Genomic DNA, 22,446 nt, shown 5'->3' with positions numbered 1-22,446 from the left:
GACGGCGACGGTGACTCGTCGCGGGGCGTTTATATACCCTGCATCGCCCCGGCAGCGACCGGTTCCGCAGCGCGTGTCAGCCGGTCGCACTGCGAGAGACCGCCGTGTTCACCCGCGTCTCGACACGATTGTATTTAGGACACAATCCTATGTCTCGATTAGTAGTCGAAAACGAATCGTGACAGTCTCAGACGCCCGTTTTCGGTCATTCCCATTTCTATGGATTCGGAAATCGCGTCGCCGTTATATGGGGTTCGCGGCCGACGATTTAGATGTAAGGTGAACCGAGATGCCCGCTAACGCACAAATCGAGATGCTGGGGAACAGAATGGACTTCGACTACTCGCGGGGCGTCACGGGCTACGTGCTCGTGTTGACCCGCCTCATCACCGGTTACTGGTTCCTCCACGCGGGACTGGGGAAGATAACCGGTGAGCCGTTCAGCGCCGCGGGCTACCTCGCGAACGCCCCCGCAGCCTCGCCGCTCCAGGGCTTCTTCGCGTGGGCCGCCGCCACTCCGTGGCTCCTCGACCTCACGAACGTCATGATTCCGTGGGGCGAGTTCCTCATCGGTCTCGGGCTCATCGTGGGTGCACTCGTCCGGCTCGCCGCCTTCTTCGGCGGCGTCCTGATGGTGTTTTTCTACCTGGGGAACGCCGAGTGGGGCCACGGCGTGGTCAACGGCGACCTGTTCGGGCTGATGATGTTCGTCATCGTCGGCACGCTCGCGGCGGGCCGCATCCTCGGCCTCGACGCCATCATCGAGAAGATGGAGTTCGTCCGCCAGCGCCCCGCGCTCAAGTACCTCCTCGGCTGAGGGGGTACACGCGGGCCGGACACGGGACTGAGAGGGGCAGGGAGTGACGGGATCGACGTCCGCGACGCTGTTTTGTTTTTCGGAACTGGTTCGGACGCCGCGAGCGACCGCGCCGGGTCGGCACGCGCCGAGGGGCACTACACCGGGTAGTCGGCGTCGGGGTCGACCACGCGGTCGACCTCCTCGGGGACGCGCCAGTCGGTCGTGAGTTCGAGCAGTTGCACGAGCATCCGCCCGGTCGCGCCCCAGACGGTGTAGCCGTCGACGTGGAAGAAGTGGAGCCGAATCTCGCCGTACTGCGGGTGGTCGCGGCGTTCCGACTCGTAGTTCGCGCGGTCGATGAGGTCGCCAACCGCGAGCACCGCGATTTCGGCCACCTCGCGCTGGTCGGGTTCGTACGCGCGGTCGGGAACCGTGGCGACGAACGGCGAGACGGCGTAGTCGGTCACGGTTCGGATGTCGTCGAGGCGGCCGTGAAACGCCGCCTCCTCGGGTCGAAGTCCGATTTCCTCGTTGGACTCGCGGAGCGCGGTCGCCCGCAGGTCGGCGTCGCTCGGTTCGCGGCCGCCGCCGGGAAAACTCATCTGGCCCGGGTGCTCGCCGAGGTGGTCGGCGCGCTTGGTAAACAGGATGTGCGGCCGCTCGTCGCGGAACACGACGGGGGCGATGACGGCCGCCCGCCGGCCCGCGTCGACGGTCACCGGTTCGTGTCGAGTGACGCCCGCGAGGTCCATCGTCACGGTTCGTAAAGCGATGCCGCGACTTAGGCCTGCCCCTCCGCGTCCAGCGCGGCGTCGAGGCGCTCGCGAATCGACCCCACGTCGGTGTCGGCCCACGCTTCGAGGTCGTACGTCACGTCCAGCAGACGCTCGATTTCGTCGGCGTCGCCCGTCTGCACCGCGCTCGCGGCCGCCGCTCGGAGGCGGGATTCGACCTGCGTCGCGAGTTCGTCCCGCGGCACCTCGCGGGTCGGGTAATCGAGGATGTGCGGCAGGTCCTCCGCCCGGTCGGGGAGCGTCGGAAACGCCATCGGGCCGACCGTCAGAAGCTCCGCGTCCGTCTCGTCGTCCTCGTAGGGGACGAGGTAGTAGGCGTCGACCGCGTCGGAAATCGCGCCCGACAGCGCGTCGCCGTCGGTCTCGCGACCCTGCTTGAACGCGAGTTCGTCCAGCGCGGTCTCCAGTTCCTCGCGGGTGAGCGCCCCGAAGAGGTCGACGACGCCCGCGAGGTCGTCGTAGGTCGCCTCGCTCATCGGCCCGCGCCCTCCCGAACGTCGTCGAGGTCGTCGCCCGCGGCGGCGAGCACCTCGTCGGGCGACAGCGACGTGTCGTTCCACGCCGGGAGCCGCGTGTCCTCGCCGGGTTTCGAGATGGCATCGGCGTAGGTGGCGACCTGCTCGCGCTCGTCGCCGCGGTCGTAGTCGAAGCCGTTGAACGCCGCGTCGACCGCGTACTGCTCGACCAGCCGGTGTCCGGCCTCGCGGTAGCGCTCCGCGAGCGTGTCGAACTCGACGCTCCCGCCGTGTTCGACGACCGCTCTGAGGAGCGTCCGCCCGACCGACTCGCTCATGTCCGAGAGGCCGGTCGGGCCGCTCACGGAGCGGTGGTCGTGTTCGTACTCGCCGAGGTCGACCTGCGCGCTCCGGTCGAAGCCGGCGTGGGCGAAGGCGTCGCCGAGGGTTCCGACTTCGAGTCCCCACTTCCGCGGCGACCGCATCCGCACCGCGAGGTCGGACGTGGCGGCGAACTCCCCGGCCAGCGCGTACCGAAACGAGTCGAGATACCGGACGATGGGGGCGTCGGTCTCGGCTTCAAGCGCGCGGACGAGCGGGGCGTAAAACAGCCTGAACAGTCGGCCGTAGAGCCGCTCCTCCTCGACGCGGGCGTAGTAGCCTTTCGAGAAGTCGTGGCCGTGCGCGAGCGGGAACAGAAGCCGCGGGACGTAGCGCTCGTCGTAGGTCTTCGTGTCCGCGTCGTGGACGACGACGTACTCCTCGCGGGCGGCGCAGCCGAGCGCGAGCCACACGTCGCGGCCCTTGCCCCGCTCGCCGTCGAGGCCGTGGGAGTCGAGGAGGTCGGCGACGCGGGGGCCGTCGCACCACAGCACGTCGAGCGGTAGGTCGTACTCGTCGAGCCAGTCGGCGAACGGGGCGACCCGGTCGGCGGGTGCACGGAGGGGGACGACGACCCGCGCGGGCGAGAGCGACTCCAGCGTCGACAGCACCCGGTCGGCCGCGAGGCCGGCGTACTCCCGCTCCGTCATCGGCACGACCACGGCCGCGCGGTCGGTCGGGGCGTCGGGGACCGAGCCGGAGAGGTCGTGGAGCGTCGTGACCCGCTCTTGTACGTACTCCATCGTGTCGGCCGTGGGACCGGGCGAGCAAAAGTGCGGCGAGAGCCGAGTCGGCTGCCGACTTCGCGCGACCACCGCCGACCGTTCAATTCGGGATGCGCCCGGCGCGCTGGAAGACGATGAGGCCCGTGACGACGACCGCCAGCCCGACCGAGAACCAGAAGAACACCTCGTCGAACGCGTAGCCGAAGTCGGTCAGGGTGCCGACCACGCCCGACCCGCTTGCCTGGAATATCATCATGCCGAACGAGTACACCGAGTAGGCGCTCCCGCGGCTCTCGTCGGGCAGCGTGTCGAGCAGGTAGGCGTCGAGCGCCGGAAAGAGGCTGTGGATGACGTAGCCGACGACCGCGGTGACGACGATGAGACCGACGAGGCTCGACGTCATCGTGAGGACGAACACCGAGACGACGAAGGAGACGAGCACGCCGAGGATGTAGGGGATGCGCGGAAGCTTGTCCGCGAGTCGCCCCGAGAGGAAAAACGCCGGCACGCCCGCGCCGAAGACGACCGTCAGCATGTTTCGCGCCGTCGTCGCCGGCAGCCCCTTCGACACCATGTACAGCTCGTAGAAGTTGAACAGCCCCTGCCAGACGAAGCCGGTGAAGCCGAGGATGACGATGCCGGTGAGGACGACCCGCCACTCCGTGCGGGCCGCGCCGAGGAGGTCGCGGTCGGCCGCGCCCGCGTCCGGGAGGTCCGTCGAGCGGGCCGTGACGAACAGCGCGAGCGTCACGACGGCGGCCGCGAGGCCGACGCAGACGAAGACGAGCTGCCACGCCGCGGAGACGAACGGGAGGCGGTCGACGAGGTCGGGGCCGACCGCGAGGACGAGCGTGACGAAGGGGGCGACGCCGACGGCCGCGAGCTGGCTGGCGGTGCCGTGGATGCCCATCGCGCGGCCGACGCGGTCGGGAAACAGCTCGCTCACGAGCGGGTTGGCGGCGACGAAGTACGCGCCCGAGGCGAGCCCCATCGAGACCGCGCCGACCATCAGCGCCTCGATGGTGGTCGCGCTGGCGGTCACGCCCGAGGCGACGACGAGGACGACGCCGGTCCCGAGCACCACGCGATGTCTCGGCACGCGGGTGAGCAGCCAACCGGTCGGGACGCGGAGGGCGGCGCTCCCGAGCCAGACGAGGGTGGCGACGATGCCGACGGTGGCCCGGTCGACCTCGAAAAAGAGAATGAACTCCCCGAGAAGCGGTGCGAAGACGACCCGAGCGAGATTGACGAGTAACACCATCCCGCAGAGCGTTCCGAAGAGGCGGCCACGTGACACGGACGGAACCGCGCGCCGCGAGGTGACAACAGTTTCGGCTGAACGAGACCGCGGGGCGTCGTGCGGGTCGAAAACGGGGATTGTCGTCGGGTTTTTATGTTCGTTGCACAAACGGGAGCGTATGAAGACAACGCGGAAGGGGCTTCGAGACGGGGAGTTGGAAAAAGACACCTACGGACGGCTGACCTGCTCCGAGTGCGGCGAGTCGCTGAAGAAGAAAAACGACCCCGACGAGGTGTTCTCGGTCCGTATCTGCGCCGACTGCGGGCGCGAGTGGAAGGAACTCAGATAACCGCGAGTCGACCGAAAGCGGCCGTCCGAGAACGGGGGCGACTGCTCACTCGAAGACCGAATCGAACGTCCGCGCCCCGAGGGGGTCGAACGTGCCGGCCGCGACGTTCTCCGCGACGTGTTCTACCGACGATGCGCCGACGAGCGCCGCGGTCACGCCGGGCGCGCTCCGCGAGAAGTTGAGCGCCCGCTGAGCCGCCGTGTCGCCCGCGAGCACCGAGTTCACCGACGCCGGAATCTCGGCGGCGAGGTCGCCCTGCGCGAGGCTGGCGCTCGTGAAGGCGTGCAGGCCGTGTTCGTGGGCGTACCAGAGCGCGCTCATCGCCTCGCCCGCGTCGGTGTCGTGGGCCTCGACGGTGAACGCGTCGGCCATCACGACGTTGAACGGGAGCTGAATCGCTTCGAGCGAGTGGTCGTCGTTGCCGACGGTCTCGGCCGCGCGCTCCGCCCGACGGACGAGTTCGGGCAGCGACAGGTAGGCGTCGTGGTCGGGTGCGACCCGGAGCGCCTCCCACGTTGCGACGCCGTACCGACCGATGTCGTCGGCGGCGACCCGGCGTTCGAGCACCTCGAAGGCGGCCTCGACGCGGTCGTACACCGTCTCGCGGTCGGTGACGGCCAACTGCGTCTCGGGGTTGTGGAGGTAGTAGCAGTCGACGTGGTCCAGTCCCGTCAGGTCGAGCGAGCGGTCGACCATCTCGTCGACGAAGGCGGGCGCGATGGTGTGACTGCCGTGTGCGAGTTCGTCGGGGTCGGCGAGGCCGGCGTCGAGGACCGTCTCGCGGACGTACGCGCCGGGGTCGTCGGGGCGCTCGCGGTCGAAGGGGACGAACCCGGCCTTCGAGGCGACGACGACGGCGTCGCGGTCGACGTCGGCCCCGCGGACCGCGTCGCCGACGACCCGCTCTGCGCGCCCGTGGCGGTAGTTCGACGCGGTATCGACGAGGTTGACGCCGTGTTCGAGCGCGGAGACGAGCGACTCGCGGTAGCGGTCGTCGACCGCGTCTGTCGGCTCGCCGAGGTAGGTTCCGATGCCGATACTGGAGACGACGCCGGGGCCGAACCGGCGGTAGAAGGTGCGGCCGAAACTGTCGCCGAACCGGTCGCGGTAGGCCCACGTCGCCCGTCCTGTAGCCATGGGCGGGGCTACGGCGGCCGGCTGTTAAGGGCCACCGGTCCGGGTCCGCGATAGTGGTCCCGGTCCGGTCCGATTCGGTCCGGTCCGAGAGTCAGATATCGCCCGAGAGCGCCTCGAAGATGTGTTCGACAAGTTCGTCGCGGGGGACGGACTCGCCGTTGCCGCCGTCGGTGACGGCGTCGGGCCGGATTATCTGGCCGCCGCCCATCCGGGCGTGGCCGCCGGCGCTCGACCCGCGGTAGTGGTCGAGGGCGGCCTCCAGCGTCCGACCCATGTGAACCCGGTCGTCGCGGGAGCGACCCGAGAGGTAGACGTTGCTCTCGCGCTCGCCGCAGACGACCGCCGCGGTGACGCCCTCGAGTTGGATGAGTTCGTCGGCCGCCTGCGGGATGGCGTCGACGTTCGAGATGGTGCCGATGTCGGCGACCGCGAAGGGACCGCGCACGTCGCGGCCGGCGATGGCCCGCGCCTTCGCCTCCAGCACCTCGCGGGAGACCTCGGGATTGGCGATGCGGTCGAGGTGGTCCTCGTTGACGCCGGGGAAGAGGAAGCCGGCGGCGTCGAAGTCGGCGGCCGAACAGCCCGCAGTGAGGTGTTTGGTGTCCGTGAGAATCCCGTAGACGAGGCCCGTCGCGACCTGCGAGGGGACGGTGTACGAGGCGTTCACCTCGCTGGCGTGCATGTCCGGCGGGACGGGTTTCGCGCCCACGTCGCGGAAGTACTCGGCGACGATGCTCGAACACGCGCCGTAGTCGGTGCGCACGTCGGTGAAGGCCTCGCCGGTCCCGTCGCCGGGATGGTGGTCGACGACCGCGTAGGGGAGGATGCCCTCCGCGCCCGCGAAGCCGCGCGGTTCGTTGTGGTCGACGAGGACGACCGCTTCGGCGGCGAGGTCGCTCACGTGGTCGATTGGGTCTAAGTCGAGGTCGAGAACGGTTCGGAACGCGCGATTTTCTTGGTGTCGAATCTGGCCGGCGAACTGGATGGTCGGTGTGGTGCCGACCTGTTCTGCGAGACAGGCCACGCCGATTGCCGCGGCCATGGCGTCGGGGTCCGGGTTCGGGTGCATGAGGACGGCGATTTCGTCGACGCCCTCCAGCGCCTCAGCGAAGCGCGTGCCCATCGGCCGCTTGAACCGAATCGCGGCGTAGACGACGAGCGCGAGGGCTCCGAGCGCGACGACGAGCGCCGCCGCGATTTCGGGGTGGGTTCGCACGAACGAGTCGAGAGACTCGAAGATAGCACCCGTGTCGAACTGCCCCACCGGACCGAACATACACAACACGACCGGGGCCTACCGTATGAATATTCCCCCTAATCGAACTGTCCTGAGTGACAGAATTTCGGCGGTTCGAACCTGTCGTCCCCCGAATACGGTCAGTCGCCGTCGGCTCGGTAGGCGTCGATTGCCGCCCGGTAACCCTCCCGATACGTCGGATACGCGAACGAATAGCCGAGTTCGCGGAGGTAGTCGTTCGAACAGCGCTTGCTCGTCAGGATGCGGCGGCGAGCGGCCGCCGAGAGGTCGCCCGCGTCGAGGCGTTCTTCCTTCGTGCGCTTTTCGGGGCGCGGGACGCCGCACTCGTCGGCCAGCCAGTCCGCGAACTCGTGTTTCGAGACGGGTTCGTCGTCGACGACGAGGACGGTGTCGTCGCGGGCGCGGTCGGTTTCGAGGAGGGACGCGACGACGCCCGCGGCGTCGTCCCGGTGGACCATGTTGAGGTAACCCGCGGTGACCGGGCCGTTCAGGTAGCGTTCGAGCCGGTAGCGGTCGGGGCCGTAGAGCCCGGCGAACCGGGTGACCGTTCCCTCGACTCCACGCTCGGCGGCGTACTCGCGGGCGACGCGCTCGGCCTCCGCGAGGACGCGCGTCTTGTCGGTCGTCGGGTCGAGCGGCGTCGATTCGTCGACGAAGTCGCCGCCGTGGTCGCCGTAGACGCCCGTGCTCGACGTGTAGACGAGGCGCTCTGGCGGCGAGTCGCGCGCGGCGAACTGGTCGATTGCCGTTCGGAGACCCTCGACGAAGACGGCCCGGGCGGCGTCGGCTCCGCGGCCGCCGGAACTCGCGGCGAAGACGACGTGGTCCACGTCGGGGACCGCTCCGAGGGAGTCGGCATCGGTCACGTCGGCGCGAACCGCTTCCGCGCCGGTGGCTTCGACGGCGTCGAGGCCGTCGTCGGAGCGGCGGACGCCCCACACGTCGTGGCCGTCGGCGACGAGCGTGCGGGCGAGTTCGAGGCCGACGTAGCCACAGCCGAGGACGGCGACTCTCATCGCTCGTTTCGGACGGCGATGACGTGGTGGATGGCGGCCAGTTCGTTCAGCGTGGCGGCGGTGCGGCCCTCGATGGCCTGCTGAATCTCCTGTCCGGAGAGGTCGAGGTCGACCTCGGACGCGAGCGTGTCCACGTCGAGGATGCCGCTCGTCATGCCCATGAGGAGGTGGTCGCGGAACTCCCAGATGATGGCGTCGGCGTCGGGGTTGCCGTCGGCGAGTTCGAGGACGGCGGCGGCCTGTTCGAGCGTGAGGTCCAACACGCCGTTCGAGAGCGCGGCTTCCGAGACGCCCGCGGCCTCGGCGGCCGGCTCCGTCCCTGCGGCGTCGACTGCGCGGCGAATCTCGTCCCCGTAGGCGGCCCGCAACTCGTCGGCCGAGAGGGTTCCGGGCTCCGCGGCGGCGTCGTGCAACATACACCGCGGGTTCGGCGTTCCGGCGGCAAAACGGTTGCCACTCGGGTCGTATTGGCGGCTACTCGTCGAGCGGGCAGTCGGCCGCGACGGTACAGCCGGGGCCGCCCTGCCACCCCTCGGAGCGCTCGTCCGCGTTGCCGTCGATGTCACCGACGCCGACGCCCGACGGCGGCACCGCGACGACGATCGTCGTCTCCACGTCGAACGAGACGCGGTCGCCGCGACCGACCGTCTCGGCGGTGCCGTCGTCGTCCCAGTCGAGGGCGACCGTCGAGCCGTCGCGGGCGTACGTCAGCGACTCGGCGTCGCCGCGGGCGTGGACGCGGAACTGCGCGAACTCGCCGGCGACCGCCACGTCCCAGACGTTGACCGTGGCGTACCAGGAGCCGGGGACGGGCGCGACCGGCATTCCGGCGGGGATGCGCTTGAACGACGTGTCGAACCGCGAGTCGAGCGTGTCGTTCAGGCGGTCTGCGACCGCGTCCTCGGTCGCGCTCATCGCCGCATCGGTCGCGGTGTCGGAGACGGCCTGCTGGCGGGCGGTCCGCGTCGTCTCGACGGTCCGGTTCGTCAGCCGCTGTGGGACCGTCGTCGAGCGGTCGCTGCGAACGGCTCGGAACGCATCGTCGAGGCGGAGTTCGAGGAGGTCGGCCTCGACGGTTCCCGGAGCGGCGGCCTCGACGGCGATTGCGCGCGCCGCGGAGCCGTTCGTAATCGCCAGCGCCCGACGAGCCGGGTCGTCCCACGCGCCGAGCGAGCGCTCCAAGATTCGCTGGCGCTCCGTCACGGAGTGGTTGGTGTGGTCGCGAAGCGTGTGGCGGGCGGCCTCCTCCGCGGGAACGACCGACCGGTCGACCGCGGTTTCGAGCCTGTCGCGGCGGTCGGCAAGCGTCTCGTTCGTTGCGTTCGTGTTTTCGAGCGTCGAGTCGGCCGCGAGGAGCGTGCGGGCCGCGACGCGGAGGGGAACGCGGCGGTTCGCGCCGAACAGCGGTTCGAGAACCGTGTCGGCGGCGTCGCCGTAGGGGAGCGTAAACAGGTTCGTGTTGCGGGCGACGAGCGGGTGATACGTGCCGCCCCGGGCGACCGTGGGGACCGCAGCGCCATCGAGGCCGCCGAGCGAGAGGTACATCGGGTCCGCGTCGGGGACGAATCTGACGCCGCTTTCGTTGGCAGTTCCGTTCGCGCCGTCGGCTCGCGAGTCACCGAGCGCCGCGCGGGCGACCTCCTCGGCGCGGACCGCCTCCGAGAGCGAGCCGAACTCCGCGTCCTTGCTCTCGTTGTTGGCCGCGTCGCTCGCCGCCGCGGTCTGGTTCGCCCGGCGGTCGAGCGTCGCCAGCACGCGGTCGAGGTAGGTCGCGCGAACCGTGACGCGAGCCCGGTCCGCGACGCCGTCGTAGGCGGCCGGCGCGTCCACGAGGTCGCTGCGGTCGGCGCGGAGGTCGGACGCGAGCTCTGCGGCGGGGTTCACCTCGCCCGCGGCGACTCGCCGCGCAGACACCGTCACGCGCCGGTCTCTGACCCGGTCAGCGAGCGCGATGAGGTCCGAGCGAACCCAGCGGTCGAGACCGGCTGCCATCGGTGCGGTCGTCTGTCGCGGTTCGGGCGGGATGCCGGTCACAACATCGCAGGCGATGTCGTCGAAGCCGCCGCGCGTCACGACCATGTCGGCGGCCGCGTCGGCGGCCGCGGCGAAGTTTTCGCCGTCGAGCGCGCCGCCGGAGGTGGCCGCGGGGTCGATGGGTCGAACGGGGGCTGAGACGGCGGCCGGGTCGACGACGGCCGCGAGGTCGACGCGCGTCCTCGTCTCCGTTCGCGCTTCGGTCTGGAGCGTTTCGTTGCCCCGGCGGAACGTTCGAGTGGTCGTCTCGACCGTCGTCACGATGCGGGAGCCGGCGTCGACGACGACGGTGTCAGCGTCGACCGCCGGAGTTCGCGTCGGCACCGTCTCGGCCGACGACGACGTGTCGGTCGAGATGCTGACGAGTGTCCATCCGCGTCCGGAGTTCTCCGACGGGTCTTCGGTCCGAGAGAGAACGTCCGTTTCGGCGTCGATTTCCACCCCGGCGCGGTGGGCGTCCGCGACCACGTCGTCGTAGGCCGGCGCGTCGCCGCGGCCGTCGAGGAGGCCGACAAGCGCGTGGTCGGCGGCGGAGCCGACGGAGGCGTTGATGGTCCGGTTCGTCGGGACCTCGCTCGCGGGCGACTCCGCGTCCGGGTTCGGTGCGGGGAGCGCGTTCGCCAGTTCGGGCGCGGCGGGGGCGCCGGTCTGCGAGAGCAGGCTCTGGGCACCGACGCGGACGGCGTCGCGGCCGGTCGCGCCGCGGGCGTCGGCGTCCGTCGCCCCGAACGCCTGCTGTTCGGCGAGGAGGACGCCGGCGTTCGTCGCCAGCGCGGCGTGGTCGTTCGAGACGACGTTGTCCACGGGCGCGCCGGCGTACTGGCTCCAGCCGCGGGTCCACGCCGAGGCCCACAGCGCGGTCGTCACCGTCGCGTCGAGCGTCCCGCCGTCCAGCGCATTCGCGTCGAGGCGGCGCTCGAAGGATTCGGTCCGGTCGTGGAGCGCGAGGACCGGCGTCCGGACGCCGACCGTCGTAGTGACTGAGTCGGCGGCGACGGTGCGGCCGCCGCGGGCGACTTCGACGGAGACGTTCTCGACGGTCGCGACGAGGACGGTTCCGTTCTCGCGACTCGATATGGAGACGCGGTCCATCGCGTCTCGCAGGCTCGACTCGTTCGTCGGTCGCGGCAGGGTCGCGGTCGCGTTCACGTCGCCGCGGCCGACCGAGACGGCGCGGAGCCGCTCCGTCGCGGCCAGCGCGATTCGGAGCCGAAGATAGTCGCGGAAGGTGTGCTCGTCCGAGAGCAGTCGCCCGGCGGTCGTGTTCGCGGGCGAGGTGACGGGGTTCGCCGCGGCCTCGCGCGCCGCGTCGCCGACGGCCGCGCGGACGGCGGCGTCGGCCTGCGCGGTCGCTCGGTCCATCGCGTCGTCGACGCGGCGGTCGGCCACGGGGTCGTGGGCCGAGAGCGCGCCGGAGAACGTCGCGCTCCCGACGAGCAGTAACACGCCGAGGAGGGCGAACGGAACCCGCCCCCGGTCGTCGGCGGCGAGTCTCACGGCGACCACGTCCTGACGACGACGGTGACGCGTCCCACGGAGACGGCCTCGGCGGCGGCGCGCGGGGTGTCGTACCGGGCGCGCATCGTCTTTGCGAACCGCGGATTCAGCGCCGCGGCGAGGTCGGCGTTGGCGGCGCGAGTCTCCTCGCGGGCGACCTCGGGCGCGACGGAGGCCCCCGCCAGCGCGCCGGCCCGCTCGTAGCGGTGAGCCATCAGCGTCGATACCGGCTCGTCGCCGCGGAGCGCGAGCCGGGCGAGCGTCGGCGGGAACAGCCCGGCGACAGTCCGGTCCGCGACGAGCCGAGCGACGGCGTCGAAGCCGTCGTCGCTGGCGGCGATGGCGTCTTCGCGCGCTGCGGGGAACCCGCTCGGCACGTCGAGCGTCGCGGAGTGAACCGTCGCCGAGGACGGCGGCTCGGGACCGAGCGTGTCGTTCGCGCGGACGGACGAACCGGGGAACGGCGTCCACGAGACGGCGACGGAGACGCCGCGCGTCGGGAGTTCGGAGGCGACGCGGGCGGCGGCCCGCTTCCGGAAGTCGTCGCGGGCGCGGGTCAGGCGAACGCCATCGACGGTGACTGCGCCGAGCGTCGAGCGGGCGAGGAGTCCGGCGAGGCTGCCGTGGGCGGTCCGTTCGAGTTCGCGGGCGTCGATGTCGTCGGCATCGAGCAACGACGGGTCGGCCGCGTCGACGCCGGGTGAAAGCGAGTAGTTGACCGTCGCGGTGCTCGTGGCCAGCGACGAGGCGACCCCGTCGGCGTCGACGGCGGCATCGCCGTTGAGGCCGGTGTCCGCGCCGGCGTCCGCGGTGACGACGAGGCCGATGCTCGCGCTCACGAGGAGTAGACACACCGTCACGTCGAAGACGAGGTCGGTCATCGCCACACCTCGACGCGGAGCGTGCCGAAGCCGACGCGTCCGGGCTCGGCGCGGACGGTGACCCGAGTCGAATCGGTGTCGGCGTCGGCGGGCGCGTCGGGGCCGACGGCGCGGCGGTCGTCGTCGACGGCGACGACGACGCGGCAGGAAAAGCCGTCCGGACAGGCGTCACGGGCGTCGGAGAGCCGTGAGAGGACGACGACGCCCGAGTCGTCTTCGAGCGCGGACTCGACGTTCGACAGGGTCGCGGACGCGAGGTCGCGGTCGGCGGTCGGCATCGACTCGTCGAGCACCGTCGCGTAGCCCGAAATCGCCGCGCAGACGACGAGCAACGCGGTGAGCGCGGCGACGGGCGAGGCCTGTGCTCTACGCCGAGACGACGGTGACATCCGTTCCCTCCCAACTGACGTGGCGGACGACGAGCAGTTCGCTGGCGGGCCGCCACGAGGCGTCCCGGTCGCGTGCGGTCTCGGCCGCGGCGTCGAACTCGGCGGCCGTGTCGAAGACGGCGCTCGGGGGTGCGCCGCGGGCGACCGAGCCGAGTCGAGAGTCGGGAGTTACCGGCGTGACCGGGCCGAATCCGAACGTGGCGTGCGCCGCACCGCCGTCGTTTCGGAGCCCGATGCGGTGCGGGCCGATGCGGACGGCGTCGGCGTCGAGGTCGTGTTCGGCGGTCGCGTCGTAGTCGGCGACGGCCACGGTATCGACGGCGTCCGCGACCCCCGAGGCGTCGGGTGCGGGCGTCACCGGGAGGCCGGCGACCGTCCCGATGAGGACGGTCGCGGCCACCGAGAGCGCGGTCCACGTGTAAAGCGTATCGAGCGGTGCGTCGAGCATAGACCGGGGTGGTCCCGTCCGGGTATATAAACCTCAGCACGAACTCGCGGCGGCTCAGACGAGCGTCCCCGCGGCGGCGAACGCGACGGCGAACGTCGCCGTCGCCGACACGAGCGCGCGGCCGACGCGGGAGGCCACGAGGTGGCGGTCGAGGCCGTGTTCGACGCCGACCGAGAGCGTCGTCAGAATGACCGCCGAGAGGAGGACGTACGCGCCGACGGCGAGTCCGAGGTCGGCGGTCGAAAGCGGCGTTGCGACGGCGGTCTGGTCGAGCGTCTTCGCGGGGGCCATCCCGTCGGCGAGCGCGACGGTCGCGCCGGCGACGAGCGGCCCGAAGACGGCGGCCGTGTTCGACAGCGTCTCCGTGACCGAGGCGAGTTCGCGGCGGGCCTCGGCGTCGAGTCGGGCGAGCGCCGAGAGCTGGTCGGCCATCGAGACGATGGCGCGGCCGGCGGGGCGACCCTCGCTGGCGGCGAGGCCGAGGAGCGTCGCCACGCCCGCGACCCGGGGGCCCGGCGTCGATTCGAGGACGCCGTACTCGCCGCGGAACGACTCGACGACGCCCACGCGGAGGCGACGCTGGACGCCGACCGCTTCGTCGAGCAGGTCGCCGGTTTCGCCCGGGACCGAGGTCGCCGCGCGGGCGAGCGCGGATTCGACGGCTTCGCCCTCGCTGACGGCGCGGCCGACGAGGTAGAGCGCGTCGGGGAGGCCGTCTTCGACCGCGCGGACGCGGGCTCTGAGCACCACGACCGGGCGGGCCGCGACGAACAGCGCGGTTCCGGTCCCGAGGCCGGCGGCGGCGAGCGGCGCGAGCCACGGTGCGACGAGCGCGTCGGCGGCGACGAACCCGACGATGCCAGCGACCGCGCCACCGGCGACGCCGAGGAGTCGGTGGTCATCGACCGCGGGGTGGGACGCATCGACCGAGAGCGGCGCGAACGCGACCGGCCGGCGGACGAGCACCCACCCGACGGCGGCGAGGAGGCACGCGGGAAGCGCCACGTCGTAGACGAAGGCGACGTGCGCGGCGGTGACGCCGACGCCGGCGACGCGGGCGGCGGGGAGCGCGCCGACGAGCGCGAGCGGGAGCAGGACGCCGAAGGCGTAGACCGCCGTCACGGGCCCGCGGACGGAGCCGACGAAGTCGGCGAGGCGGTCGCGGGTTCCCTCGCGAACGACCTCGTGGGCGCGGTCGAGGGCCCGGTCGCGCTCGCCGGCGGGAACGTCCGCGGCGGTCTGCAAGAGCGCGGTCGAACGGTCGAGCGCCGGGAACCACGCGCGCCACGCGTCGGCGAACGCGGAGAGTCCCGCGGTCGGCGTTCCGCGGGCGCGGTCGGTGTGCGCGGCGAGCGAGGTCGAAAGCGGGTCGTCGCCGCCGCGCGCGGCGAACGCGCTGGCCCGCTCGACGGAGGGCTCGATGCGCATCCGAAGCGCGATGCGGCCGACGAGTTCCGGCGCGTTCCCGAGCGCCCGCGTCCGGCGGAGCGTCGCCAGCCAGACCGGGAGCGTGTGAACCGCGTGGGTCGCGCCGAGCGCGGCCGCGAGCGCGACGAAGACGACGGTGACGGTCGGAAGTCGAGCGACGAGCGCGACGAGTCCGCCGAGCAGTCCGGCGGGGAGCGCCGCGCCGTAGCCCGCTGCTACGACCGTCTCGGGGTCGAAACCGGCGTCGAGAAACGCGAGCGACCGGCGGAGTTCGTCGCTCGGCTCGGCGTCGATGGAGTCGGGCGAGAGCCGCGCGAGCGTCGTCACGGCCGTGCGGACCGCCGGATTCGAGTCGGGGTCCGCGGGCGCATCCGTGTCCGGGTTCAGCATCCCGAACCACGCTCCGCGCGGGCCGCGGCGAGGTCGTCTGGAGCCGTCCGCTCCGTCTCGGCGAGCGAGGCGAGGTGAGTGGCGCGGGCGTCGAGCGCATCGAGCACGTCCGCGTACGACTCGCCGGGGCGGGCCAGGGATTCGACCGCGAGGCTGTCGCCGCGCGCGACCGACCCCGTGGGTTCGAGGGCGCGCCCGTCGTGTTCGAACAGCGTCTCGAACGCCGCGTCGTCGCCGACGGGGCGGACCTCTTCCACGCGGGCGACGCGGTGTTCGTCAGCGTGTTCGCAGGTGACGACGAGGTCGGTGGCGGCGAACGACGACGCCGGGACGCCGAGGTCGGAGACGACGCGCTCGCGCACGTCGGCGGCCCCGTCGCCGTGAATGGTTCCGAGGACCGCGTTGGCGTTCGCGCCCACGCGCATCGCCTCGTAGAGGACGGCGGCCTCCTCGCCCCGGACTTCGCCGAGCGCGAGCGCGCCGTCGCCCAGTCGGAGCGCCGCGTGGAGCGCCTCCTGCGGCGTCGGCTCCGGGCCACCGGTCGTGTCGGTTCGGAGCGACTGTACGTCGCGGTCGGCGTCAAGCAGGCTCGACGCCGGCAGCTCCGGCGTGTCCTCGATGAGCACCGTGCGAACGTCGCGCGGGAGTTCCCACAGGAGCGAGCCGAGGAACGTCGTCTTGCCGGCCCCGCGGGAGCCGGCGACGAGGACCGAGGCCCCGCGTTCGACCGCGAGCGAGCAGAGCGTCGCGGCGTCGGCCGACAGCGTCCCGTTGGCGACGAGCGCGGGGAGCGTCAGCGGCGTCTCGTCGTGGCGGCGGAACGCGAAGCCCAGTCCGTCGCTGGCGGGCGCGGTCACGCCCGCGACCCGGACGTTCGCGCCGCCGGCCTCGACGACGGTGTCGAGCGTCGGGTCGGCGCGGGAGAACGACGCGCCGCTCACGCGTCGCAGGCGGGAGGCGAGCGACTCCGCGCCGCCGGGCGCGAGGCGGACGTTCGTCGGCATCGAGACGCCGTCGGCGACGACGCGAATCGGGTTCTCGTCGGCGGGCGTCGAGACGTACACGTCCGAGACCGCGGGGTCCGAAAACAGGTCGTCGAGAACGCCGTTACCCGTGGTGTGCTTCGCCAGAATCGCCGCGAGCGTCTCGACCGGGGCGTCCGCGTCCGCGGCGAGTCGGACGGCGCGACCCGGCGCGCGGGGGCCGGCGTCGACGATGCCGCGGGCGAGTCGGTCGTGGGCGGCTTCGAGCGTCCGCGCGGCGCGCTGGTCGAGCGTCGATTCGGGCGGCGTGAGATGGTAGACGGGGTCGCGCGGGCACTCGTAGCGGCGGGCGACTGCGCCGGTGTCGAGGTCGGTCGCCTCGACGAGTCGCCCGTCGGCCGGTGGACGGGGGTCGACGCGAGAGCGTGCGAGCGTCGGTCCGACCACCGCCCGGAGTGCGTCGCCGTAGTCGGCGCTTCGGGACGCGCCCTCCGCGAGCCCGGTCTCGACGGCGGCGCGGCGGACCGGCCCGGCGCGACCCGTCGCCTCGTGGGCGGCTCCGAGCGGGTCATCGCGGGCGCGGTCTGCGAGGCGGTCGTCGCGGAAGCGGACGCGCTCTGCGAACCGGCCGGCGGCGACGAGCAAGCCGGTCGCGTCGGCGTCGTACCGGCGTTCGAGTCCGTCGGCGCGGACGACGAGTCGGTCGGCGTCGCGGGTTTCGAGCGCCTCGACGACCGCCGCGCGGCAGGGGGCCGAAGTCGAGAGCGACCCGCGGTGCGGGCAGTCGCCGGCGTCGACCGCGAGCGTCACGGTGTCGTCGTCGGGGCGGTCGGTGGGCGTCGAGAAGGCGGGTTCACAGCCGCAGTCGCCGGCGGAGTCACGGGAGTCGCGCTGGCTGCCGGTCGCGTCGGCGAGCCGGTCGCCGAGCGCGTCCGGGAGCGCCGCGGCGACGGTTTCGGAGAGGGAGTCGATGGAAGGTGAGCCGAGGGGCATACGGGGTCGTGGTCCCGTCCGGGTATTTGAACCTACGCCGCCGACTGGTTGGCCGTCGCGGGGGCGATGACGACGACAGAACCGCCCGCAGCGGCTTCGAGCGTCAGCCTGAGTCGATGCTCGCCCGGTCCGAGGGCGAGTCGGTCACCGGCGACGCGAGTCCGAGGACCGCCGACGCGACGGACGACAGTCGAGCCGGCGGTGACACTCGCCGACAGTTCGACGCCGTCGCCGCCGCGAACCGTGAGGTTGGAGACACCGGCGGCCCGCCACGACCCGGACGGAACGTCGAGGACGACGTGCCGCTGCGCGCCCGCGACGCCGGCCGGCGTCGGGTCTTCCGCGGCCGAAAGCGTCGTGGCGGCGTGCGCGATATCGTCGGCCAGCGAGCCGATTTTGACCGTGGTCGCGTCCGCTCTCGCCGCGTCGGCCGCCGGGAAAACGACGCCCGCGATGGCGACCGCGAGCAGACACGTCAGAACGACGCGAATCACAGCGCGTCGCGGAGGCGGGCGGCCAGTCCACGGTCGGCGGAGTCGCCGCGGGAATCGGTGGGTGCGCCGGAATCGGGGGCGGTGCGAGACTCGGGTGAGGGGGCGGCGGTGCCGGTGCCGAGACCGGTCTCCGCGGCGCGCTGGGAGCCACTACCGTCACCACCGTCGGTAGTCCGTCCGGCGTGGGACGCCGCTTCCGAGGCGGGCGCGTCGGTCGACCGCGAGGGCGCGGGCGACGCCGTCTCGTCGACGAGTTCCGATTCGAGCGACTCGGCCTTGGCGAGCGCGGCGTTCGCCCGGCGTTCGACGTCTTCGTTGACCGCGCGGACGCCGCCGAGGTAGCCGCGCATCGCCTGCGTCGCGGCGTCCATCTCGTCGAGGCGGTCGGTGAGCGACTCGACCGCCGATTCGAGTTCGGTGACCCGGCGTTCGATGGCCGCGAGGTCTTCGAGCGACGAGAAGTCGGCGTCGCCGTCGGTGATGGTGCGCTCGACCGCGTCGAGTCGCGCGGCGAGGTCGGCGGTGCGGTCGGCCGTACGGTCCGCCGTGGGCGAGGCGCTGGAAGCGGGCGAACCGAGTTCGGTGTCGACAGCGGCGTCGGAGCGAGTTGGGTCGGTCGTCATAGACCGGCGTGGTCCCGCCATCCGTCATAAAGCTCCGGGCCAGCACCCGAGTCGAACAGCCAGATGAGATAACAGTCCCCATGTGAGGAATGTTCAAGGGCGTCGCCGGAGTGAATCATGTATGAAAACCGTCCTGATTGGTGTGGGGCAAGCGGGTGGGAAGCTCGCGTCGGCGCTCCAGTCGTTCGACCGGCAGACGGGCTTCGGCGCGGTGCTCGACGCGGTCGCGGTGAACACCGCGAAAGCGGACCTCCAGTCACTTCCCGTCGAAACCGTGCTCATCGGCCAAGACCGCGTCAACGGCCACGGTGTCGGCGGCGACAACGAACTCGGAGCCGCGGTCATGGAGTCGGACCAGACCGAGGTCATGTCCGCCCTCGACGGCCGCGTGACGGCCGAGGCGGAGTCGATTTTCGTCGTCGCCGGCCTCGGCGGCGGCTCCGGGTCCGGCGGCGCGCCCGTCCTCGCGAAGGCGCTCGCCGGCGTCTACGACGTGCCGGTGTACGTCCTCGGCATCCTGCCCGGGGCGGACGAAGGGGCGCTGTATCAGGTGAACGCCGGCCGGTCGCTCAAGACCGTCGCCCGCGAGGCCGACGCCGTCCTCCTCGTCGACAACGACGCGTTCCGCTCGGCCGGCGAATCGATGAGCGAGGGCTACGACGCCATCAACGAGGCCATCGCTCGCCGCGTCGGCTTGCTTCTCGCGGCCGGCGAAGCCACCGAGGGCGTCGGCGAGAGCGTCGTCGACACCTCCGAGGTCATCAACACCCTCCGTTCGGGCGGTATCGCCGCGCTCGGCTACGCGAGCGCCGAGGCCTCTCCGAACGCCGAGGACAACATCAACGCGGTCATGAGCACGACCCGCCGGGCCGTCCTGACGGGGACGAGCCTGCCCGACGCGAGCGACGCGGACGCCGCGCTGGTCGTCATCGCCGGCGAGCCCGACACCATCCCGCGGAAGGGCGTCGAGCGAGCGCGTCGCTGGGTCGAAGACGAGACCGGCAGTATGCAGGTCCGCGGCGGCGACTTCCCGCTGGAGAGCGGCCGACTCGCGTCGCTCGTCCTCCTCGGCGGCGTCGAGCGCTCCGAGCGGGTCGAGTCGTTCATGGAGCGCGCCCGCGAGGCCATCGACAAGGCGGAGACCGAACCCCGAGAAGACCCCAAAGGGATGTGGCACAGCGACGACCTCGACGACCTGCTGTGACAACCGACTCCTGTCGTTTGCGACACGAACGACCAACAAACGAGTCGTTTTAAAGACGATTGTCCATCGATTCCGCGACGACTGCCCAGTCTGCGAATACTTTTTCCGTCTCCCTCCCCATCCGTGGTATGTGTTAACAATATCCTCTCTCGAGGGCGCGAAACGATGCACGTGAGAACTGACTCGGCACAACGCCGGAGTCGCCATGTCTGAGTCGGCCTCGGACCCGCTCCGGCGAAGTATCGAAGTCGAGTACTGGGTCGTCGAGGAAGACGGGTCGTTCACCGACCCGGGTGGGCTCGTCGACGCCTCACCCGGGGCCGAACGGGAGTTCGTCGAGCCGGTGTTGGAGGTGAAGACGACGCCGTGCGGTTCGGCCGCCGAGCTGCGCCAAGAGCTGTACGAACGGCTCGGCGACGTGCTCTCGCGGGCCGAGGAAGTCGGCAAGCGACTCGTCCCGCTCGCCACGCCGGTCAGCGACGAGACGGTGACGGAACTGGAGAGCGACCGGACGCGCATCCAGAACCGCGTCGTCGGGTCGGACTTCCAGTACGCGCGGCACTGCGTGGGGACGCACGTCCACGTCGAACAGCGCCCCGGCCGCGAAATCGACCAGTACAACGCGCTCGTGGCGCTGGACCCCGCGCTGGCGCTCGTGAACTCCTCGCCGTACTACGACGGGAAGCGGTTGGCGGCGGGCGCGCGGTCGAAGCTGTACCGCCGGATGACCTACGACGACGTGCCACATCAGGGTCGGCTGTGGCGCTACGCCGACGACACGCGGGAGTGGTCGCGCCGCCTCGAACGCCGGTTCGAGGAGTTCCTCGTGCGCGCCGAGGAGGAGGGCGTCGACCGGGCGACCATCGAGGCGAACTTCGACCCCGAGAGCGCGATTTGGACGCCGGTGCAACTCAGGGCCGAGTTCGGCACGGTCGAGTGGCGCTCGCCGGACTGTTCGCTCCCGAGCGACGCGCTCAGGCTGGCGAACAGCGTCGCGGACGTGGTGAAACGCCTCGACGACGCGACGCTCAGAATCGACGGCGACAGCGGGCGCGTGACGGACGACCGGGTCGTGCTCCCCGAGTTCGACGCGGTGCTCCGGTACGTCAACGCCGCCATCGAGGACGGCCTCGACTCCGAGACGGTGCGGTCGTATCTCGACCGGATGGGGTTCGACGTGGGTGCGTACAGCCCGGTGTCGCACGAAATCGACGGCCGCGAGACGGTCACGGCCGCGGAGGCGCGGGAGCTGCGACTGACCCACGCCGACCGGCTCGAACGGGACGTTCGGAACGCGGTCCGGCAACGAGAGTGAGAAACCGCCGACCGCTTACTGCTGGATGAGGCTCGCGCCGTCGAGTTCGGTGCGGCTGTACTCGACGTCCATGAGGTCGAGGATGGTCGGCGCGATGTCGTAGAGGTCGGCGTCCTCGATGACCGCGCCGGGGTCGTCGACGTACAGCGTCGCGTTGTCGAACGAGTGCATCCCGTTACGGGGGCCGACGCCGAACACGTCGTCGTGGCCCTTGAAGCCGGACTTCAGGTCGAAGCCGTGGTTCGGGATGACGACGAGGTCGGGGGCGATGTCGTCGTGGTCGCCGCGGAAGGCGTCTTCCTTGACGACGACGCGGTCTGCGACCTTGTTGCCGTCGGGGCCTTCGAGGGCTTCGAGTTCGGCCTTGAGCTCGTCGCGGACGTCCTCGTACTCCGACTGCGGGACCGATCCGCGGGGCTCGCGCCCTTCGAGGTTGATGAAGAACCGACCGGGGATGAGCGAGTACGCCTTCGAGTCCTCGTCGATGTCCGACAGCGCGTCGTGGTCGTCGTCCTCGTAGGAGAGCCAGCCGTTCTCCTCGAGCCACGTGTTGCAGTGGACCTCGTAGTCGAGGGAGGTAAAGCCGTGGTCGGACGCGACGATGAGCGTCACGTCCTCGGGGAGGGCGTCGCGGATGCGGCCGAGGTAGTCGTCGACGGTGCGGTAGAACTCCATGAAGGCGTCCTTGTTCTTCCCGTCGCGCTCGTAGTCCTTGAACAGGAAGTGGTTGACGCGGTCGGTCGTCATGAAGACGCCGAAAAAGAGGTCCCAGTCGTCCTGGTCGATGTAGCGCTCGAACGCCTCGTAGCGCCGGTCGAGCGTCTTCCGGGCGTCCTCCATGAACGCGGTCTTGTCCTCGTCGTGACCGAGCTTCGCGTTCACGTCGATCTTGTAGTTCATCTCGGAGAGCGCGTCGCGGAAGTCGTCGGGGTAGGCGGCCTTGTCGACGCCGGGCGAGAGGAAGCCCGAGACCATGCGCTGGACGTTGCGCTGGGGCGGGAACGTCACGGGGACGTTCATCACAGTGGCCTTGCGGCCGGCGTCGGTGACGCGGTCCCAGACGCGGGTGGCCTGCACGTCCCGACCCATCGGGACGTAGGTGTCGTAGGAGCCGACCTCACGGTCCTGGAAGCCGTAGACACCGGTCTCGCCGGGGTTGACGCCGGTCGTGAGCGCCGGCCAACACGCCGAGGACTCGGGCGGGACGATGCTGTCGATGTCGCCCGCCGAGCCCGCGTCGGCCAGCGCCGCGAAGTTGGGGAACTCGTCGGGGTGCTCAGAGAGGAGAGTGAACGGAACCCCGTCGATGCCGATGAAGGCGACGCGGGGGTGGTCTTTGCCGCGGAGTCGGTCGAACAAACCCATACCTCACGGTATCCAAGAGAACCATAAGAAGGTTCGTCTCTCCGCCGGAGTTTGCGACGAGAGACGACGGATACGGAGCCGCTGTCGGAGAAAGCGGCGAATCTCACCGGGCGATCGCGGGGCGCTGGCCCGTCGATGACCTGTCAACGTCGAAGTAGGCCCGCAGGAACGACGACGCCGGACGCGTGGCCCAGTCGAGGCACACACCGAACCGGGCGAAGGAGCGAAGTGCCGCGCGGGACAACGAC

Annotated in this window: 21 protein-coding genes; 4 read left to right on the top strand and 17 right to left on the bottom strand. The window is 71.2% G+C overall.

Annotated elements, in window-relative coordinates; all coding sequences use genetic code 11:
- Positions 1-328 precede the first annotated feature (328 nt).
- Complete coding sequence (locus HVO_RS08360) at positions 329-817, top strand: DoxX family protein (protein ID WP_049941502.1); 489 nt, start codon at positions 329-331, stop codon at positions 815-817.
- 137 nt (positions 818-954) lie between these two features.
- On the opposite strand, the gene HVO_RS08355 is transcribed toward HVO_RS08360, so the two are convergent.
- From HVO_RS08355 to HVO_RS08340, 4 genes are all read right to left on the bottom strand, one after another.
- Positions 955-1,551, bottom strand: coding sequence for an NUDIX hydrolase (locus tag HVO_RS08355; protein ID WP_004044175.1), 597 nt, complete (start codon positions 1,549-1,551; stop codon positions 955-957).
- A gap of 29 nt (positions 1,552-1,580) precedes the next feature.
- Positions 1,581-2,069, bottom strand: coding sequence for a DUF7109 family protein (locus HVO_RS08350; protein ID WP_004044176.1), 489 nt, complete (start codon positions 2,067-2,069; stop codon positions 1,581-1,583).
- Complete coding sequence (locus HVO_RS08345; RefSeq protein WP_004044177.1) at positions 2,066-3,172, bottom strand: glycosyltransferase family protein; 1,107 nt, start codon at positions 3,170-3,172, stop codon at positions 2,066-2,068. Before HVO_RS08345 ends, HVO_RS08350 begins: the two co-directional genes overlap by 4 nt.
- An 82-nt stretch (positions 3,173-3,254) precedes the next feature.
- Positions 3,255-4,415, bottom strand: coding sequence for an MFS transporter (locus HVO_RS08340; RefSeq protein WP_004044178.1), 1,161 nt, complete (start codon positions 4,413-4,415; stop codon positions 3,255-3,257).
- A gap of 157 nt (positions 4,416-4,572) precedes the next feature.
- Here HVO_RS08340 and HVO_RS20875 point away from each other — a divergent pair, with 157 nt between their 5' ends.
- Complete coding sequence (locus tag HVO_RS20875) at positions 4,573-4,743, top strand: HVO_0758 family zinc finger protein (RefSeq protein WP_004044179.1); 171 nt, start codon at positions 4,573-4,575, stop codon at positions 4,741-4,743.
- Positions 4,744-4,788: 45 nt separating this feature from the next.
- Here HVO_RS20875 and HVO_RS08335 read toward each other — a convergent pair whose 3' ends face one another.
- The 12 genes from HVO_RS08335 to HVO_RS08280 all read right to left on the bottom strand — a co-directional run bounded on the left by HVO_RS08335 (position 4,789) and on the right by HVO_RS08280 (position 18,314).
- Entirely contained in the window at positions 4,789-5,880 is a 1,092-nt protein-coding gene (locus HVO_RS08335) for an aldo/keto reductase (protein WP_004044180.1), read from the bottom strand.
- A 91-nt stretch (positions 5,881-5,971) separates the two neighbouring features.
- Positions 5,972-7,156 carry a DHH family phosphoesterase gene (locus tag HVO_RS08330; protein ID WP_004044181.1) on the bottom strand — a complete coding sequence of 395 codons (1,185 nt, stop codon included), beginning with the start codon at positions 7,154-7,156 and terminating at the stop codon, positions 5,972-5,974.
- A 101-nt stretch (positions 7,157-7,257) separates the two neighbouring features.
- Positions 7,258-8,154, bottom strand: coding sequence for an SDR family oxidoreductase (locus HVO_RS08325; protein ID WP_004044182.1), 897 nt, complete (start codon positions 8,152-8,154; stop codon positions 7,258-7,260).
- A complete protein-coding gene (locus tag HVO_RS08320; RefSeq protein ID WP_004044183.1) occupies positions 8,151-8,570 on the bottom strand; it encodes a DUF5791 family protein in 420 nt (139 codons plus the stop codon). The genes HVO_RS08325 and HVO_RS08320 overlap by 4 nt, the downstream gene beginning before the upstream one ends.
- 58 nt (positions 8,571-8,628) lie before the next feature.
- A complete protein-coding gene (locus tag HVO_RS08315; RefSeq protein WP_004044184.1) occupies positions 8,629-11,694 on the bottom strand; it encodes a DUF7286 family protein in 3,066 nt (1,021 codons plus the stop codon).
- On the bottom strand, positions 11,682-12,566 hold the full coding sequence (locus tag HVO_RS08310) for a DUF7284 family protein (protein WP_004044185.1): 885 nt from the start codon (positions 12,564-12,566) through the stop codon (positions 11,682-11,684). Before HVO_RS08310 ends, HVO_RS08315 begins: the two co-directional genes overlap by 13 nt.
- Positions 12,563-12,955 carry a DUF7285 family protein gene (locus HVO_RS08305; protein ID WP_013035432.1) on the bottom strand — a complete coding sequence of 131 codons (393 nt, stop codon included), beginning with the start codon at positions 12,953-12,955 and terminating at the stop codon, positions 12,563-12,565. The genes HVO_RS08310 and HVO_RS08305 overlap by 4 nt, the downstream gene beginning before the upstream one ends.
- Positions 12,933-13,403, bottom strand: coding sequence for a DUF7283 family protein (locus HVO_RS08300; RefSeq protein ID WP_004044187.1), 471 nt, complete (start codon positions 13,401-13,403; stop codon positions 12,933-12,935). The genes HVO_RS08305 and HVO_RS08300 overlap by 23 nt, the downstream gene beginning before the upstream one ends.
- A 54-nt stretch (positions 13,404-13,457) precedes the next feature.
- Positions 13,458-15,221, bottom strand: a complete 1,764-nt coding sequence (locus HVO_RS08295) for a hypothetical protein (protein WP_004044188.1) — start codon at positions 15,219-15,221, stop codon at positions 13,458-13,460.
- Complete coding sequence (locus tag HVO_RS08290; RefSeq protein WP_004044189.1) at positions 15,215-17,197, bottom strand: ATPase, T2SS/T4P/T4SS family; 1,983 nt, start codon at positions 17,195-17,197, stop codon at positions 15,215-15,217. Before HVO_RS08290 ends, HVO_RS08295 begins: the two co-directional genes overlap by 7 nt.
- 32 nt (positions 17,198-17,229) lie before the next feature.
- Complete coding sequence (locus HVO_RS08285) at positions 17,230-17,691, bottom strand: DUF7311 family protein (RefSeq protein ID WP_004044190.1); 462 nt, start codon at positions 17,689-17,691, stop codon at positions 17,230-17,232.
- Positions 17,688-18,314: a DUF7310 family coiled-coil domain-containing protein gene (locus HVO_RS08280; protein WP_004044191.1), complete on the bottom strand. Its 627-nt coding sequence runs from the start codon at positions 18,312-18,314 to the stop codon at positions 17,688-17,690. Before HVO_RS08280 ends, HVO_RS08285 begins: the two co-directional genes overlap by 4 nt.
- A 121-nt stretch (positions 18,315-18,435) precedes the next feature.
- On the opposite strand from HVO_RS08280, the gene cetZ2 reads away from it, so the two are divergent.
- Together cetZ2 and HVO_RS08270 are read left to right on the top strand one after the other, a co-directional pair.
- Entirely contained in the window at positions 18,436-19,518 is a 1,083-nt protein-coding gene (gene cetZ2 / locus HVO_RS08275) for a tubulin-like protein CetZ2 (protein WP_004044192.1), read from the top strand.
- A gap of 205 nt (positions 19,519-19,723) precedes the next feature.
- Positions 19,724-20,833: a glutamate-cysteine ligase family protein gene (locus HVO_RS08270; protein WP_004044193.1), complete on the top strand. Its 1,110-nt coding sequence runs from the start codon at positions 19,724-19,726 to the stop codon at positions 20,831-20,833.
- A 15-nt stretch (positions 20,834-20,848) separates the two neighbouring features.
- Here HVO_RS08270 and HVO_RS08265 read toward each other — a convergent pair whose 3' ends face one another.
- A complete protein-coding gene (locus HVO_RS08265) occupies positions 20,849-22,198 on the bottom strand; it encodes an alkaline phosphatase family protein (protein ID WP_004044194.1) in 1,350 nt (449 codons plus the stop codon).
- Between the last annotated feature and the right edge of the window lie 248 nt (positions 22,199-22,446).

It is taken from the genome of Haloferax volcanii DS2 (genome assembly GCF_000025685.1).
GTDB lineage: Archaea > Halobacteriota > Halobacteria > Halobacteriales > Haloferacaceae > Haloferax > Haloferax volcanii.
Note: the sequence above shows the minus strand (reverse complement) of the source record. Positions and strands in the feature narration are given on the sequence as shown.